This is a genomic window from Alishewanella sp. HL-SH05 (assembly GCF_052655985.1).
Window position 1 is genome coordinate 618,915 of sequence record NZ_CP199753.1, and the last position, 17,638, is coordinate 636,552.

Annotated in this window: 12 protein-coding genes; 6 read left to right on the forward strand and 6 right to left on the reverse strand. The window is 47.1% G+C overall.

Features of this window, described 5'->3' with window-relative positions; genetic code table 11:
- Window positions 1-4 precede the first annotated feature (4 nt).
- Together cysM and ACUJFL_RS02715 are read right to left on the reverse strand one after the other, a co-directional pair.
- Window positions 5-889, reverse strand: a complete 885-nt coding sequence (cysM, locus tag ACUJFL_RS02710; RefSeq protein WP_226750408.1) for a cysteine synthase CysM — start codon at window positions 887-889, stop codon at window positions 5-7.
- Window positions 886-1,653 (reverse strand): TrmH family RNA methyltransferase, encoded by a 768-nt coding sequence (locus ACUJFL_RS02715; RefSeq protein WP_306177296.1) that lies wholly within the window; start codon window positions 1,651-1,653, stop codon window positions 886-888. Before ACUJFL_RS02715 ends, cysM begins: the two co-directional genes overlap by 4 nt.
- Window positions 1,654-1,843: 190 nt before the next feature.
- On the opposite strand from ACUJFL_RS02715, the gene ACUJFL_RS02720 reads away from it, so the two are divergent.
- Window positions 1,844-2,215, forward strand: a complete 372-nt coding sequence (locus ACUJFL_RS02720; RefSeq protein WP_226750406.1) for an HPF/RaiA family ribosome-associated protein — start codon at window positions 1,844-1,846, stop codon at window positions 2,213-2,215.
- A 78-nt stretch (window positions 2,216-2,293) separates the two neighbouring features.
- Here ACUJFL_RS02720 and ACUJFL_RS02725 read toward each other — a convergent pair whose 3' ends face one another.
- Complete coding sequence (locus ACUJFL_RS02725) at window positions 2,294-3,946, reverse strand: amidohydrolase (RefSeq protein WP_445426011.1); 1,653 nt, start codon at window positions 3,944-3,946, stop codon at window positions 2,294-2,296.
- Between the two features lie 253 nt (window positions 3,947-4,199).
- On the opposite strand from ACUJFL_RS02725, the gene ACUJFL_RS02730 reads away from it, so the two are divergent.
- Window positions 4,200-5,570, forward strand: coding sequence for a peptidoglycan DD-metalloendopeptidase family protein (locus tag ACUJFL_RS02730; protein WP_445428428.1), 1,371 nt, complete (start codon window positions 4,200-4,202; stop codon window positions 5,568-5,570).
- Between the two features lie 93 nt (window positions 5,571-5,663).
- Here ACUJFL_RS02730 and ACUJFL_RS02735 read toward each other — a convergent pair whose 3' ends face one another.
- Window positions 5,664-7,178 (reverse strand): S10 family peptidase, encoded by a 1,515-nt coding sequence (locus ACUJFL_RS02735; protein ID WP_445428429.1) that lies wholly within the window; start codon window positions 7,176-7,178, stop codon window positions 5,664-5,666.
- A 243-nt stretch (window positions 7,179-7,421) separates the two neighbouring features.
- On the opposite strand from ACUJFL_RS02735, the gene bfr (ACUJFL_RS02740) reads away from it, so the two are divergent.
- The 4 genes from bfr (ACUJFL_RS02740) to ACUJFL_RS02755 all read left to right on the forward strand — a co-directional run bounded on the left by bfr (ACUJFL_RS02740) (window position 7,422) and on the right by ACUJFL_RS02755 (window position 14,182).
- Window positions 7,422-7,895: a bacterioferritin gene (bfr, locus tag ACUJFL_RS02740; RefSeq protein ID WP_226750402.1), complete on the forward strand. Its 474-nt coding sequence runs from the start codon at window positions 7,422-7,424 to the stop codon at window positions 7,893-7,895.
- Window positions 7,895-8,362 (forward strand): bacterioferritin, encoded by a 468-nt coding sequence (bfr, locus tag ACUJFL_RS02745; protein WP_226750401.1) that lies wholly within the window; start codon window positions 7,895-7,897, stop codon window positions 8,360-8,362. Before bfr (ACUJFL_RS02740) ends, bfr (ACUJFL_RS02745) begins: the two co-directional genes overlap by 1 nt.
- 320 nt (window positions 8,363-8,682) lie before the next feature.
- On the forward strand, window positions 8,683-11,091 hold the full coding sequence (locus ACUJFL_RS02750) for a TonB-dependent receptor (protein ID WP_445428430.1): 2,409 nt from the start codon (window positions 8,683-8,685) through the stop codon (window positions 11,089-11,091).
- A 220-nt stretch (window positions 11,092-11,311) separates the two neighbouring features.
- Window positions 11,312-14,182 carry an insulinase family protein gene (locus ACUJFL_RS02755; protein WP_445429057.1) on the forward strand — a complete coding sequence of 957 codons (2,871 nt, stop codon included), beginning with the start codon at window positions 11,312-11,314 and terminating at the stop codon, window positions 14,180-14,182.
- Between the two features lie 84 nt (window positions 14,183-14,266).
- Here the strand turns inward: ACUJFL_RS02755 and ACUJFL_RS02760 are convergent, their stop codons facing one another.
- Together ACUJFL_RS02760 and gorA are read right to left on the reverse strand one after the other, a co-directional pair.
- Complete coding sequence (locus tag ACUJFL_RS02760) at window positions 14,267-16,228, reverse strand: alkaline phosphatase D family protein (protein ID WP_445428431.1); 1,962 nt, start codon at window positions 16,226-16,228, stop codon at window positions 14,267-14,269.
- Window positions 16,229-16,236: 8 nt separating this feature from the next.
- Window positions 16,237-17,592: a glutathione-disulfide reductase gene (gene gorA, locus ACUJFL_RS02765; RefSeq protein WP_445428432.1), complete on the reverse strand. Its 1,356-nt coding sequence runs from the start codon at window positions 17,590-17,592 to the stop codon at window positions 16,237-16,239.
- Window positions 17,593-17,638 lie beyond the last annotated feature (46 nt).

A 17,638-nucleotide genomic window follows, 5' to 3' on the forward strand; every position in this document is an offset into this window, starting at 1 on the left:
GCGCTTAAAAAATATTGGATGATAGGTAGCGATCTCCGCGATCGCAAATAATCGCAACCACTATTGAACCGGGATTTTGTTCAGCGATTTGCAAAGCCGCGAATACCGAGCCTCCTGAGCTGACACCGGCGAAAATGCCTTCTTCTTTGGCCAGGCGCCGCATAGTATCCAGTGCGGCGTCTTGTGCAATATCGATCACTTGATCAACACGTTCGGCTTGAAAAAAGCCCGGCAGGTATTCAGCCGGCCAACGACGGATCCCCGGAATACTAGCGCCTTCGGCGGGCTGCAAACCAATGATTTGAATCGCTGGGTTTTGTTCTTTTAAATAACGCGAAGTGCCCATGATGGTACCGGTAGTGCCCATGCTGGAAACGAAATGGGTTATTTTGCCCTCGGTTTGCTGCCAAAGCTCAGGCCCCGTGCTGTGGTAATGCGCAGCAGGGTTATCCGTATTGTTAAATTGATCTAAGACGATACCTTTGCCATCAGCTTGCATTTGCATGGCCAAATCGCGCGCACCTTCCATGCCTTGTTCTTTACTGACTAAAATCAATTCTGCGCCATAGGCTCGCATAGAGGCTTTACGCTCTTCAGTGGCATTGGCGGGCATAATAAGGGTCATTGGATAGCCTTTGATGGCAGCCGCCATGGCCAAAGCAATACCGGTATTGCCACTGGTCGCTTCAATAATACGCTGCCCAGGCTGAATAGTGCCACGGCGCTCGGCCTCTGCAATCATATTCATCGCCGGGCGATCTTTCACTGAACCGGCAGGGTTATTGCCTTCGAGCTTACATAACACCACGCTTTGCGTGTGACTGGCCATACGTTGCAAGCGCACCAATGGCGTATTGCCAACATAGGCTTCGATGGTAGGAAAGGTCATAAGTTGCTCTCTTTAGATTGCGCGGTTAAGCGCATTAAATTATCACAAATCACGGCAGCGGCGATGCCAACATTTAACGATTCTGCGTTACCAAAGGCCGGAATAGTGATTTGACGATTGACCCAGCGGCCAACGTCTTGGCTAATACCGTTGGCTTCATTGCCCAGTACGATATAGCCCCCTAAGCTGTTTAAGCTTAATTGATGGATGGACTCACCACCCAAATAGGCGCCATAAATGGGTTGCTGGGCGTGGCTTAATACTTCTGTTAATGGCAAATAGTGCAGTTGTACCCGTAAAAAAGAGCCTTTAGCCGCCGCAATCACTTTGGGGTTAAAGCAGTCGGCCGTGTCAGGTGAACAGACAATATGACGAATACCATACCAGTCGGCAATGCGAATAATGCTGCCCAGATTACCTGGATCATTAATGTTATCGAGCACCAAGGTCCAGCTAGTGGCTGTCGGGCTAAAAGCAGGCCATTGCGGCATTGCCACCACTGCCAAGGCCGCGTCATTACTACTAAAAGTGCCACATTTTACCAGCTCATCACTACTACATGCTTGCAGGAGTTGTGCTGCTTTAATGGCCTGTGGTTGTGTCGCAATAAAGCGTTCAGTGGCAAAAAGTGCACGCACTGTCCAACCTGAGGCAAGTACTTCTAATACCGCTTTTTCACCTTCGACAAAAAACAGTTGCTCGGCTTTACGGTGTTTTTTTAGCTGAAGCGATTTAATTAGCTTCGCCCATTTAATGCTTATCATATTGCCGGCTATAGTGATTTAACATTTGGCTATTTTAACCAGACTTTACCGTGCTGTCTGAAAATATGTCAGTTATTTTGAACTTTCACCCTTGACTGTTAGCCTTATTGTCACCAATTATAAAGTGCATGCGGAGTGATTGTGAGCTGCACTGGTAGTGACAACACACCGTTTTCAAAAGGAGTAGCCTATGCAAGTACAGATAAACAGTGACCGGCATATTCAGGCCGATGAACGTTTGGCCGAGTTTACCCGTGATACGTTAAACAGCAAATTAAGCCGTTTTGCCGATCACATTACTCGGGTTGAAGTGCATTTAAGTGATGAGAACAGCAGCATTAAGCGTGATGGCCATGATAAACGCTGCTTGTTAGAGGCTCGATTAGAAGGTGTTGAACCTGTTGCCGTAACCGAACATGCTGCAACGGTTGGCCAAGCCGTAACGGGCGCTGCCGATAAGCTACAACGTAAGTTAGCTTCGATTGTCGGTAAATTACGTGATAAACATAACCGCAAAGCGAGCCCAGATTTCTCTGAACTCGAAGAAGTTATCGAAGAATAAACTGCCTTAAGCTATTTGCGCTGCGGCTTTCGCCAGCAGCGCCATCCATAGCCGCGTTAATCGCGGCTTTTTACTGGGTTATTTTTTATAACGTTGTTTGCCGTGGATCCACGTTTCTAAAGTAGTGGTTTGCCACAGTTCCGTCGCCGGTACGTTAAAAATATCCCGATCAACTAAAATAAAATCGGCCCAACTGCCCGGTTGTAAATGTCCCATTTTATCTTCTTGAAACGCACCATAGGCCGCATCAACGGTAAAGGAGCGCAATGCCTCCACCAAGGTGAGGCGTTGCTCTGGCATCCAACCGCCTTCAGGCTGATTTTGTTGGTCTTGCCTTGTTACTGAGGCATGTAAACCATGAAACGGGTTGGCCAATTCCACAGGGAAATCTGAACCACCAACAATGATACTGCCTTGGTCGATAAAGGTTCGCCATGCATAAGCACCGCGTAAACGTGCCACACCTAAGCGATCACCGGCCATATTCATATCTGACGTGGCGTGCACTGCTTGCATAGCTGGTAACACATGTAAAGCTTTAAAGCGCGGAATGTCTTTGGGTGAAACAATTTGCGCATGTTCAATCCGATGCCGCGCTTTAGCTAAATCAGCCAGCGGGCTGAGTTGTTCAAAGCGATCTAATGCTAAACGATTAGCGCGATCGCCAATGGCATGCACATTAGCCTGAAAGCCAGCGCCAATGGTTAAACGCATAATTTCGGTTAGGGCATCGGGCTGTGTTACTAACAACCCTTGTTGGCCTGCACGGTCACTGTAGTCGCTAAGTAACGCTGCGCCACGGCTGCCCAGGGCACCGTCACCATAAATTTTTACCGACCGAATATCTAACCAGTCAGTGCTGTCATCCACAATACCTTTTTTAAACCAATCGGCGAGTTGCGGATCTTTGGCCGACAGCATCGGATAGATACGCACACCGAGTTGTTGCTGTTGTTGCAACTGCTGATACAAGGCAGCTAGCTCTGAGCTTACGCCAGCATCATGTACTGAGGTGATCCCTAAGGCTAATAAGTGGGCGAAAGCTTTGTCTAGCGCTGCTTGTTTATCTTCGTTGGTTGGCGCAGGGATCTTACTTTGTACTAAGCCCATGGCATTATCAATTAATACGCCGGTGGGTTCGCCATTGGCATCGCGAATAATTTCACCGCCAGGAGGGTCGATCGTATCTTTCGTGATCCCCGCCAAGGCCAGTGCCTTACTGTTGACCCAAGCCGCATGCGCATCAACACGAACCAAATAAACCGGTCTGTCAGCGACCATTTCATCTAAACTGGTTTTGCTTGGGAAGGCTTTGCTATCCCAAAGCACTTGATTCCAACCTCGGCCCATTACCCATTGTTGTTTTGGGTTACTTTGCGCGAATGCCGCGACACTGGCAGCCGATTGTTTTTCACTGCTAATGCCACGTAAATCGGCTTGATTAAGGTAATCGCCTAAGCCGAGGACATGGCCATGACCATCAATTAGGCCTGGGAGTATCGTTTTACCTTGGCCATCCCATTGCGTCGCTTGGGCATACTGTTGGCGTAAGGTGCTATCACCCCGCGCTAACACTTGCCCCGTTTCGTTATCAAACACTAAGGTTTGGAATTTGACTAATTGTCGTTGCTCATCAAAGCCATAGCCATGGATATTATGAAGTACCACCGGGGCGGCACTAAGCGACAAACTGCAAAGGCAGCTGAGAAGTGCGACGGTTTTACGCAGCATAACGATACCTGTAAGTTGAGGAAAATTCCGTCAGACTATATCAGCTCTCTGTCGATTCGGGCAGGTGCTTGCGATAACATGCAGCAAACTCGCTATTATATCTGTTAAACAGCGCTAAAGTGGGGATGCAAAACGTTGACTGATGGCATAGAATGATTTTTTTCAGTGCCGCTGCGAGCCTTCGCGGTGATGCCTTGCTAAGTGAATGCCGCAACCACATTCACCTTCCTCAACCGATAAGAAAGAATGCAAAATGGTTAATAACTTCATCAATGATTTTCGGCGTCGAGTGCCGGCCTTGCATCAACGCCTTATGTTAGGTTGTTTGCTGGGCGTGAGTGTCTTGCTGGTGTTACCAAAACCACAGGAAACACAGCCGAGTGGCATGGGCGTATTACCGCTTATGCTGGGGATGGGCTTACAATATGCCCCGCAAAATGTCGAACTACTGCCGTTAGAGCAAGCGTTAAGTTGGGTACATCAACAACTGCAAACCGAGCCGGTTGAAGATCCCTTTGTAAAAGTGTACCAGATATCGCGTGGCGATAGTTTAAGCCGTATTTTTGCGCGTTATAACCTCAGTTACCAAACGGTTCAGCAGGTCATGGCCTCTGATGAATCCTTGCTGGCGCTTGACGTGCTGCACCCGGGTAATCGACTGACCTTACAGTTAGATGATGTTGGTGAGTTACAAAGCATGGAGCTGTATATTCATGCCGGTAAAAAAGTGGTGTATCAACGGGTCGCTGCAGATGAGTTTGCTTATCAAGAAATCGTGGATGAAGGCGTGTGGCAAAGCGATATTTTGGTGGGTGAAGTATACGGCAGCTTTTATGTCTCTGCGCAGCGTGCGGGTTTAAGCGATGCTGATATCTATAACATTAATCAACTGTTTAAAGAGCGCTTGAATTTTTCGCGTGATATCCAAGCCGGCGCCCAGTTTCAAGTGCTGCGCAGTGAAAACTTCGTGGGTGAAGAAAGTACCGGGCAAAGCCGCATTGAAGGCATCCGTATTTTGAATCGTCGGCAAACCCTTAGCGCCTTTATGCATGAAGATGGCCAATATTATGATGCAAATGGCGACAGTTTAGAGCGTGCGTTCTCGCGCTACCCGCTACAAAAGCAACAGCGTATCAGCTCGCATTTTAACCCGCGCCGCTTACATCCGATCACGCAACGGGTGTCACCGCACAATGGCACAGACTTCCCGTTACCGGTGGGTTCGCCGGTGTTAGCCCCTGCAGATGGCGTGGTCACTCGGATTGAAAACCATCCTTATGCGGGTAAATATATCGAGATCCAGCATTTTGGTAATTACAAAACCCGTTACTTACATTTAAGCCGCTTTAATGTGCAGCGCGGGCAGCGGGTTACCCGTGGTCAACGTATTGCCTTATCGGGTAATACCGGCCGCTCTACAGGGCCACATTTACATTACGAACTGCATATCAATAACCGGCCCGTGAATCCGATGACGGCGCATATTCCATTAGCAAAGCCGGTATCTGCTGAATCCAGAGCCAGCTTTGCTAAGCGTGTGAAGCAATTGACGGCACAAATGGAACAGCAAAGCTTATTGGCGAAAAACTCAGCCAGTAGCACGCTAGAGGATAACGCAGAATAAGTTTTACGCGTTGTTAAGCAGCATAAAAAAAGCCGGTGAAGTTTGCTTCACCGGCTTTTTTAATGGCGTTAAGCTTAAAGCGCTATCGGCAGATTAATATTTCGCAGCTTGGCCAGTCGTGGGTAATGATTGCAGAATAAACTCGCGTAAATCATCGTTTGATTTCTTTAAGTCTTGACTGCGCAGATACATCATATGACCACTACGATAGCCTTTGAAGCTTAAACGGTCTTTCATTTTGCCGCTGGGATCCAGCTGCCACATATTATATTTAGCGTCAAAGTAGTTGGTGGCGCCATCATAATAACCCGATTGCGTTAACACCCGTAAGTAGGGGTTTTGCGCCATGGCTTGACGAAGATTTTCGCCGGTATTGTCATTACTGCTATCCCAAGGCCGTACATCGCCGAACATATTGTATTTAATGTCGGTTTTGTAATTTAACTCGGTACGCAGGTAATGATTAATTGCTGGGGTAAATGAATGTAACCATGAGGTTAGCTCTGCCCAATAGTCAGGGCGCTCGCCAATATCGCTTTTATCAAGGCCAAGATAGCGTGAGTCTAAGCGTCCGACCGTTTGACCGCGATCACGTAATAGCTCTTTCCAAAAATACGCTGTGCTGATATCCAAATTGGCCCGCAGCACATTTTGTACACTAATACCCGAGTAGCGGCTGACTAAACCAGCAATACGCTGTTTTTCCGCATCGGCTAAGGAATTACCGCGCGCCAAAGCCGGTAGATACTCATTTAAAGTGAAGTTTTCCACCTCAGGCAAAATATCGTACAAATCTTTTTGCTGTAAATCGCTGGCGAGTGCTTGATGATACCACGCAGCCGCAGCGAAATAGGGTAGGCGATTGGCTGCTTTAACCGGGCCTTGGCGTTCAATACCGATATCGGTAGGCGAAACCAAAATCACGCCGTTTAAATACATCCACTCGTTATTTTGTAAGGCTAATGCCAAGCCCGAAACCCGCGTAGTGCCATAGCTCTCACCAATCAAAAATTTCGGTGAGGGCCAGCGCTCATAGCGATTAACAAAGGTATTTACCCAAGCCGCTAAATAACGAATGTCGGCATTGACGCCAAAGAACATTTTTTGTTGTTGCTCGCGCGATGGCATTTTGCCGTCAGGGCCAGGTAGCACACGAGAGAAGCCCGTGTTTACCGGGTTTACAAACACGATGTCGGCCACATCCAGCACCGAGTGCGGGTTGGCTTTGACGCCATAAGGCTGGATTGGGAAGCCTTCGTCGTCAATCACTAACGATTTTGGGCCGGTGTAAGCGATATGCATCCAAACCGATGCCGAGCCTGGCCCGCCATTAAAGGAAATCAGTAACGGCCGTTTAGTATTATCTTTAATATCGGTGCGTTGATAATACGTATAAAACAGTGTGGCTGTAGGATGACCATTATCGTCCCAAACAGGTTGGGTGCCGGTATGAGCTTTATAGTTTACGCGTTGGCCATTAATTTCCGTGCGATGCTCGGTAACAATGGCGTTGTCTATATCAATGCTAATTTGCTCGGCTTGCAGTGAAACACTCAGTGTTAACCCCAGTGTTAAACACAGCAGGCTGATATAACGTATTGCTTGCATAGTGATTTCTCGTGTTGCGTTAAAAACGGACAGATTTAATTCACCATAGCGCTAATTTTGCTGAAAACGAAGTGAGTTGCGATTGGTTACGGATTTTCAGGATAGGTGGTGCACCGTGAACGAAATACACATTGCTAATGCAAAGCATTCTTAATTGTATATCAATGATATACATGATTTTTTTGCCTGTTTGATGGCTTTGTACTATGCTGTATCACTAAATGCATTTAGCAGGAGTGAGTTATGCAAGGTGATTCTCAGGTACTGAGCAAATTGAATGAAGTACTGACGGCAGAACTGACCTCAATCAATCAATATTTTTTACATGCCCGCATCTATAAAAATTGGGGCTTAAAGGCCTTAGACGAGGTTTGCTATAAAAAATCGATTAAAGATATGAAGCAGGCCGATAAATTGATTGAGCGGATCTTAATGCTAGAGGGCTTGCCTAATTTACAAGCGCTGGGCAAATTGCGGATCGGTGAAGACACGCCAGAAATGCTGCAATGCGACGAGGCTTTTCAGTTAGAGCAACTGCCACTGTTAAAGCAAAGCATCGCCCTGTGTGAAAGTTTACAAGATTATGTCAGCCGTGACCTACTGACAGATATTTTAGAGTATGAAGAAAGTCATTTAGATTGGTTAGAAACCCAGCAGCACCAAATTAGCGCGCTGGGTTTACCGAATTATCTACAAGCGCAACTAGGAGGTGAGTAATGCAAGGTAGTCCAAAAGTCATCAGTGCGTTAAACACTTTACTGGCCAATGAATTAGCCGCTATGGATCAATATTTTATTCATTCTCGGATGTATGATGATTGGGGCCTGAGTAAGCTGTTTGCTCGCATCGATCATGAGTTTGACGATGAAAAAGGCCATGCTGCCGCGCTGATTGAACGTATTTTATTCTTGGGCGGTGTGCCGGATATGACGAAGCGTGATGCTATTCATGTCGGGCAAGATGTGCCGAGCATGCTGCAAAACGATTTAAACGTTGAATACACCGTGCAGAAGTTATTAAAACAAACCATGGCGTTGTGTGAGCAAGAGCAAGATTACGTCAGCCGCGATATGTTACAACAACTGCTAGATGATACTGAGACCGATCACGCGCATTGGTTAGAGCAACAATTGCGCTTAATCAAAATGCTGGGCTTACCTAATTATCTACAAGCTCAACTATAAGCGTTATATTACTGCGCGAGTCATCGCGATCCGCGCAGCCTTTCTTAAGTTTTTATGCCTTTCTTGTTATTACCACTTCTATAGCCTGCTGCGCCGCTCTTTATGTGTCAGTTAACGTACTGTTTTTGATTTCTTGTGCGTTTTAACGTGGAGACTTTGCGCTGAGCCTTGGCTTGGTAGTTCGAACATTAACCGCGCTTTATCGTAAAACCTCGACCACACAACGCACTTAGCGAAATCGCGTATTGTGATAATATCACTATTGCAGTATATTGTTACGATATAACATTTAATTTATCGTGTTGCTCTGAGAGGACCCAATGAACCAGAAAAGTGCTTTGGCGCTATTAATTGCCGCCAGTTTAGCCTCCACTTCCGCCTTCGCTAACACGATCAGTGGGAAAATCGTCGACAGCAAGGGTAAGCCCTTAGCGAATGCCAGCTTAAATGTAGCTGGCAGTGCCAGTAAAACGGTTTCAGATGAAAATGGACAGTTTTTGCTCACGGATGTGCCGGTTAATCAAGTTGAAGTGCACTTTTCAGCGCGCCGTTATGGTCACAGTAATGCCCAATTTACTGTGCCTGCTAGCGGTTTAACCGATGTGACCTTAGTGCTACAAGCGAGCTCAATTGAAATTATCGACGTCACCATCAGCCCATTACACGCTTCTATTATTGAATCTTCATTGCCCATCAGTGTGTTAGCGGGTGACAAATTAAAAATGCAGCAAGCCACTACCTTGGGCGATACGCTTAGTAAGCAAGTGGGTGTGCATTCAACGTTTCAAGGTGGCGTGGCCAGTAGCCCGATTATTCGCGGTTTAGATGGTCCACGTGTTTTAATTATGCAAAACGGTTTAGATGCGGGTGACGCTTCGCGCGTAGGCCCAGATCACAGTGTCGCCACTGAAGCGAGTACCGCCAAGCAAATTGAAGTATTGCGTGGGCCCGCAACCTTATTTTACGGCAGCGGTGCTATTGGTGGTGTGGTTAACGTGGTAGATGAACGCGTGCCAAGCAACAGCACGCCGCGTGCAGAGTGGATAACCGAGTTACAAAGCGTGGATTCGGCCAAGTTGGTGGCGGGTAATATGGTTACTGGCAACAGTGATTATGCGGTGTATTTGGATGGTTTTTGGCGTGATAGCATTAATTACCGTACCCCAGGCGATTGGCAAGGTGAATTAGACGATCATTCTGACCATGATCATGATGAAGCCGTACACGATGAGGCAGAGCATGATGAGCATAGCACTAAGCGTATCGACAATACCTTTAGTACCAGTAAAGGCTTTACCTTAGGCGGCAGCAAATTGCTGGAAAATGGTTTTGTAGGTATAGCTTACGGTCGCTTAGAACGCGATTTTGGCATGCCAGGCCACAGCCATGGTGATGAAGAAGAGTTAACCCAAGCCGAGAAAACCCAAGATCGCGTGCAGTTGCAAAGCGAGCTGTATTTTAATGATCATTGGATAAGACAGTTTAATAGTCGTTTGGCCTTTACCGACTATCAGCATGCCGAAATAGAAAACGGTGAGGTGGGCACGGTTTTTACTAATAAAAGTCAAGAAGCTCGTTTCGAGTTACTGCACCGGCCATGGTTTGACTGGAAGGGTGGTTTGAGCCTGCATTATAAATTAAGTGATTTCGGCGCTGTTGGTGAAGAGGCCTTTTCGCCTGCATCAGAGACTCGCACGCTGGGTTTAGGTTGGATGACCGAGCGGCACTTTGGCCCAGTTTTATTACAGTTAGGAGCTCGTGTTGAGCAAGTCAGACTGGATGCCGCTGAAGTAAAATTAGTTGATATAGAATTACATGGCGATGAAGCCGAGCATGCAGGTGAAGAGCATGGTGCTGAGATTGCCGATTTTGCTTTTGCTGAGCGCTATAATCCATTTAGCGTGTCGGCCGGTTTAGTGTGGGATTTCCAAGAAGGTTATAATGTTGGCCTGTCGTTCTCGCATGCTGAGCGCGCACCAAGCGCTGCTGAATTACTTTCGTTTGGGCCACACCTTGGCACACGTAGTTACGAAGTCGGTGCTTTGTTCCAATTAAATGAAGATCGCGATGGCTTTGAATTAAATGCAGCCACACAAGGGCTAGAGCGTTCACGCAATTTAGATTTAACGCTACGTAAGTTCCATGGCAATGTTGGCTGGGTGCTCAACGCCTTTTATAACCGCGTGGATAACTACTATTATGCTGGTAACACCGGTTTATATGCTGAGTTTGCGCATGAAGGTGAAGAGCCAGATGCGGAGCATGATCACGCCGATGAATTGCCGGTTTATCTGTATACAACCGATACCGTTACGTTGCATGGCTTTGAAGGCCAAGTGAATTGGCAGTTAGATGAGTTTTATCATTTAACTGTGCAAGCCGATTATATTCGCGCTCGTTTACGTAGTGGCGGTGAATTACCGCGCACGCCGCCGCTGCGCCTGATGACTGAACTTGCCTATCAAGGTGAACAGTTCGATGCCGACTTCAGCATTAGCCGTTATTTTAAGCAAGATAATACCGCTACCTTAGAAGAGGCGACACCGGGATACACTATGGTTGATGCCAGTGTTAGCTATCGCTTTAACTGGGGGCAGCAAGCTTTAGTGGCCTATGTAAAAGCACAAAATATCACGGACGAATTAGCACTGGTGCACACCTCGTTTCTAAGAGATGTTACACCGCTACCTGGTCGTAATTTTGCTGTAGGCCTTCGCGGCAGCTTCTAGAGCCTCAGCAGGGCTTTTAAGAAAAAATGGCAGCATCGCGCTGCCATTTTTTATTGGGTACGCGCCATCATTCACACACTCCACCGACCACACTCTGAGACAGATCCGACCACACTCCGGTACAGGTCAGACCATACTCAGAGACGTTTGGTTTATTTGTTTGCTATTTGGTTATGCTTGTTCTACATTATTTTTACATTTTTCAGTGAGGGAATTAATGATGAAAAAACTTTTAGTGATTAGCGCGGTAGCACTGGCGGTGATGACAGGCTGTGCCCAACAAAGCACCTCTATAGATGTGACAACCATGCAACAAGCGGCAGCAGCCATAGTGGTGAGTCCGAACGATCAGCGGCAATATAAAACGCTGACCTTGCCCAATAAGTTGGCAGTAGTGTTAGTTTCTGATCCGGCGTCCGAAAAATCTGCCGTGTCGCTCAGTGTCGGCGCGGGTATGTTACAAGATCCAATGTCACAGCAAGGTTTAGCGCATTATTTAGAGCATATGCTGTTTATGGGAACCGAGCGTTATCCTGATCCTGCTGAGTACGCCGGTTTTATGAGCCTGCATAACGGCGCTTACAATGCTTACACTTGGTTAGATATTACCAACTACATGTTTGAAATTAATAACAATGTGTATGACGAAGCTTTAGATCGTTTTTCAGATTTCTTCAAATCTCCGAAGTTTTACCCTGAGTACTCAGACAAAGAACGCAATGCCGTGAATGCTGAGCAGTCGATGCGTCGTGAAATGGATTTCCTCGGTCAATTTGAATTGATGCGCCGGATGTTTGGTGATCACCCTTCAAATCGTTTTTTGGCCGGTAGCTTAGAGAGTTTAAGCGATAAACCTGACAGTAAATTGCATGATGAGATGCTGCAATATTATCAGCGCTATTATTCGGCCAATAATATGAAGTTAGCCATGATCAGCAATTTACCGTTAGCTGAAATGGAGCTGCTGGCGTTAAAGCATTTTGCCGCTATTGAAAATAAAGACATTGCCATTCCCAGCGTGACAACACCCATAGATAACCGTTTATTTGGTGCTAAGCGTATTCATTATGTGCCAAATCAGGATATCAAACAGCTACGCCTCGACTTTACCATTCGTGCCAATTTAGAAAAATACGCGGTAAAACCCAATGAATTTATTAGTTACTTACTGGGTTCAGAAATGCCGGGTACGGCAGCGGCACAGTTGAAAGCGGCTGGGCTTATTTCCAGCATGAACGTGTCGGCGACCCCAGATTTTTATGGTAATTACGGCAGCCTAACGATTGATCTAAGCCTGACCGATGCCGGTATGCAGCAACGCGAGGCGATTACCGCGGTAGTGATGCAGTACTTAGCCTTAATTAAAGAGCAAGGTGTTGATAGTAAATACTTTAATGAAATTAAAACCAGCCTGAGTAACCAATTTCAGTTTTTAGAAAAAACCGATGGTTTTGGTTATGCTTCACAGTTAACCGCCTCGATGTTGAAACTGCCAGTCAAAGATGTGGTCGCCGCACCCTATTTATATGAACGCTTTGATGCCGCAGCGATAGAAGAGGTATTAGCGCAACTCACCCCAGAAAATTTGCGTTTGTGGTATATCAGTAAGCAAGAGCCACACGATAGCGAGCTGGTGCGGCATGTCGGTAAATATAAAATTGTTGATATTAGTGCAGAAGAGCAAGCAGCGTGGCAGCAACCGATAGTGGCGCTGAACTTACCCCAAGTGAACCGCTTGTTGCCAGAAAGCTTTGCCATTAAAACGCCCATCGAGCAGCAAAAACCCACCTTAGTTCACGAGCAAGCCGGTATTAAAGCGTGGTTATACCCGAGTAAAGTATTTGCCGACCAACCTAAAGGTCGCTTAGATATTGTATTAAATAGCCCAGCAGCGCAAAACAGTGTGCAGGCAAAAGTCGCCTTTGCTTTATGGCGCGATCTCTACAATTTGGCGCAAAGTGCCTTAGCGACTGAGGCGCAGGCTGCGGGTATTAGCATGTGGCTGAATGATGGTAATGGCTTAACACTAAATTTAGATGGTTTTACCGATAAGCAACCTGAGTTATTAGAGCAAGTGTTAGCGGGGTTAACACCGGCGATAACCGAAGAAGGGTTTGCCCAAGCGGTTGATCGCTATGTGCGAGGTATTGCTAACCAGACGCGGCAAGTGCCGTTTCGCCAAGCGTTTTGGGCTTTTAACAGTCTCTATCGTGGCGGTAACTATAACCCTGAGCAACTGATAACCGCCGCTAAGCAAATGACGTTAGCAGATTTACAACAGGTGATCAGCAACACACTGCTGAACAACGAAGTACGGGTGTTTGCCTTTGGTAACTATGATAAACAAGAGGTGGTCGCTTTAGTCAGTAAGCTGCAAGCGGCTTTACCTGCAGCACGGCAATCCACCGCATACACACAAAGCCCATTTTGGCAGCCAACGCCGGGTAAAAGCATCGTGTTGCAGCGCGATATTGATGTAACCGACGTTGCGCTTATCGATATGCATGTGCATCCCACTAAAGGTATGGCACAGCGTGCTGCAGCCAGCGTGTTAGCATCGCACTTTAGCAATCAAGCCTTTGATAAGCTGCGTACCGAAGAGCAACTGGCTTATGCGGTGGGCGGCACGGCAATTGACCTAGATGAATACACTGGTTTTGGTTTGTATATTCAAACACCGGTAAAAGGTCCGGCTGATATGCAGCAACGCTTTGACGAGTTTAAACAGCAATACTGGCTTAGCTTACAACAGGTAACGCCTGAGCAATTTGCGCAATTAAAGCAAAGTTTATTGCTAAGCTTGAATGAGCCGCCAAAGAATCTGTTTGAGGAAATGCAGCCACTTGTCAGTGATTGGTACCGTGAGCGTTTTGAGTTTGATAGCAAAGCGAAACTGATTGCCGCGGTAGAGCAGGTGAATTTGGATGACGTCAAAGCCTTTTATCAGCAAACGTTATTAAACCCTGATGCCGCACGTATTTCGGTGCAAATGCGTGGCACCAGCTTTAAAGATCAACCTTTTGCTACCTTGCCTAATCAGCAAGTGGTGAACGATTTAGCGGAATTCCAAAAAACCATGCCGAAGCAATAAGCTTATTTAGCGACAAAAAGAGAGGGCAGCCTGCTAAGGCTGCCTTTTTGATCATGCGGGATCTGCACAGTGCTAGGCTAAGGCTTACTCCCAGCGCGCTTCCTCTTTTTTGATAATAAAATCGATCGCTTTTCCGGCACAGGTTAACTGCGCGATACGTTTTGGTGAGCCATCCTCATGCAGGTCGACTAAGCCGATACCCGCCTGATTTAATAAGCGTTCTCCGCGCTGCGCATTATCGGGTTTATGCGGCACTATGCGCATGCGTCGACGTTTTGTCAGCCAGTTTAAAGGCGAGCGGGGGGCATATAACCAACGATTTAACCGGTCTAAAATATCCAGTAAACGGCCAGGGAACTGGTTTTTTAAGCCACTGCTGGTAATTTGCCAAATATCCGGCCCAGCGGCTTTGCTGCGTAAATGCACTTCATACACAAAAGAATAATGCACATCGCCTGATAAAATCACAAAGTGTTTGGGCGTTTTGGGGTGTCGAAATAAATTCAGCATGGCATGCGCAGTACCACGATGGGCCATCCAGTTCTCCGCATCAACGAGCAGCGGGCGACCAAAAAAAGTAAAGATTTTTTGAATATTCTCAATCAGCTTTACCCCAAAAATCGGCGCTGGCGCCACCAACACCACAGCATCGTGTCCAAGCAGGTTTTGCTGCAACTCGGTAATGGCTTCCCAATCCAATAAACCCGAAGGGCGGTTAATATTCACTTCAGAACGCCAACGGCGGGTGCGGGTATCTAACACCAATAACGGCGGCTCGGTTGGCCATTGATAGTGCCACTGCTGAAACTGTAATAATTCACTGATCAGTGCTTCATGCTCAGGGCCGCCGCTGTGAGCTAAGGCTTGCTCAACGCGATCGAGTAATGTGCTGGCGAAATCGGCCGGCTTGTTGCCCCAACCTTGACAAAGCAAATAGCTTAATAGGGCGTTACCGATAATGCGCCTAGAAAAATCATGCTCATAAGCAGTTTTTTCCCATTCTGCCGTGAGGTTCCAGTCATCGCTCACATCGTGATCATCAAAGATCATCGCTGTTGGTAAATGCGCCAGAACACGTCGTACCTTGGCTAAACCTGCTGCGAAAGATTCAATCAACTGCTGTTGTTGCTGATAACGTTCAAGTTCATCCTGAGATAATTGTGACTTTAAGGTTGGGCTTAACGCCAGTAAATCAGGTTGCCAACCAGCGGGCGACCAAACGAGTAAATACATGCCGAGCATTTCTGCGGCGCTAATTAAATGGTTGCGCGCTGTATCAGAGGTAAACACTGGTTTTTTCACACCGCGAAAAACCTGGCTGAGCATCACTTCGCTGGCTTTGGTTTTGGGTAATAAAGTATGTCGCTGATAATAATGCGGTGTTTGCTGGTGCAGAGTATCGGCATCGCTGACCCGGGAACAGGGCAGGTTTTCATTGTGAAAGCCTAATTGATTAATTAACTGATGTATCGCCTGTAACATTGGTGCCGCGACATCATCGGCATAAATTTGATCGCCACTGAGCAACAATAATGCCGGCCACTCAGTCACCTCTTGTTGCTGCAATAGCAAATCGGCGGCAAGTAAACCATCTTCACAGTCGGCATGCGGTTTGCGGCAAGAGCCATGTAATAAGCGTTGTAGTTTCGGCTGTATGATAAAGCCCGGGTTATCGCGCCCAGCATAAACAAGATCCGGCGCCCACTGTTGCCAGCCTTGCCATTTGGCTGGCTCTGATGTTCGTGGCGCGACTTGTAAATCGTAGCTGATCCACACCGCTTGCGGTAACGCTGCTGTTAGCGGAAGTTGCAATAATTGTAAGTGCAGTTTTTCCGCGCAGCGAATACTGCGGCAATACTGACTTAATGCTGCAGCGTCAAAGCTAAGCGGTTGTTGGCCTGTAGGGGTCAGTGTAAGTTGCAGTTGAACCGGCTCACGCGTAGCGAGCCAGAACGTCACGGTTGTTGGTGTTAAGGCCCGCAGCATAGGCCCTGCCAACACTAATGGCAGTGTTGACGGTTCGCTGGGCTCTGCTGCGCGGGTCATGGCTTGTGTTATCGCAGGGTAACGAACTCTTCGGCACTGGTCGGGTGCAGCGCGACGGTGGTGTCAAAGTCTGCTTTAGTTGCCCCCATTTTTATGGCGACAGCAAAGCCTTGTAAAATTTCATCCATGCCTTCACCAATACCATGTAAACCAATGATTTTTTCTTCAGCGCCCAAGCAAACCAGTTTAAAGCTACTGAGTGCACGGTGTGGGGTAATAGCGTTGTACATGGCGGCAAAACCAGAACGATAGATTTTCAGCTGTTCTTTACCGTAAATGGCTATCGCATCGGCTTCGGATAAACCGATAGTACCAATTGGCGGGTGACTGAATACCACGGTAGGAATTAACGAGAAATCCATATGTGCATCAGGCAAGGCCGGGTTAAAGAGCCTTTCAGCTAACAAGCGGCCTGCTTTAATTGCTACCGGCGTAAGTTGCGCTTCGCCTGTGACATCGCCCACCGCATATATGCCAGGGACATTGGTGTTCTGGTATTTATCGGTACGAATAAAACCATGTTGATCCGTCTGAACACCAGCCGCAGCTAAATTAATGGCATCGGTGGTCGGTTCACGGCCAATGGCCCAAACTAAGCAATCAACATCTTTAATAGTTTGACCTTTTTCCAGCGTTAGGCTTAATAAGCCATCTGGTTGTTTTTCCACGCTTTGGACATTGCTATGCGTATGTAATGGTAATTTGTCTTGAGCCATGCGGCTGAGTAAGGCATCAGTAATGTCAGTATCAAAGCTGCGTAACGGCCGATCACCACGCACTAATAAATGCGTTTCAGTACCCAGTGCATGTAATACGCCGGCAATTTCCACCGCGATATAGCCCGCACCTACCACAACCGCTTTTTTAGGCTGAGTGGTTAAAGCAAAAAAACCATCAGAATCAATACCCAGCTCGGCACCTGGGATCTGCGGTTTGGTTGGACGACCGCCAACCGCAATAGTGATATGGTCGGCCGTAATCTGCTCACCGTTTACTTCAACCGTATTTTTATCAATAAAGCGGGCGAAACCTTGGATATAGTCAACCCCATTACTGCTAAAACCACGCTGATAGCCGCCGTGAATACGTTCAATATAGGCTTCGCGATTTTTCACTAAGGTGGCCCAATCAAAGCCTTGTTGCTTTAAATCAAAGCCATAACTTGCACTGTATTTAATGGCTTCTGCAATATGTGCCCCGAACCACATGACTTTTTTTGGCACACAGCCCACATTAACGCAGGTGCCCCCCACTGCTTTTGCTTCAATTACGGCGGCTTTTGCGCCACGCATAGCCGCGCGATTGGCTGAAGCAATACCGCCGCTACCGGCACCAATGGCGAGAAAATCATAATGACGAGACATAACTGAACCTATAATGCAAAATTATTGCTGACAGATATAAGGGGTT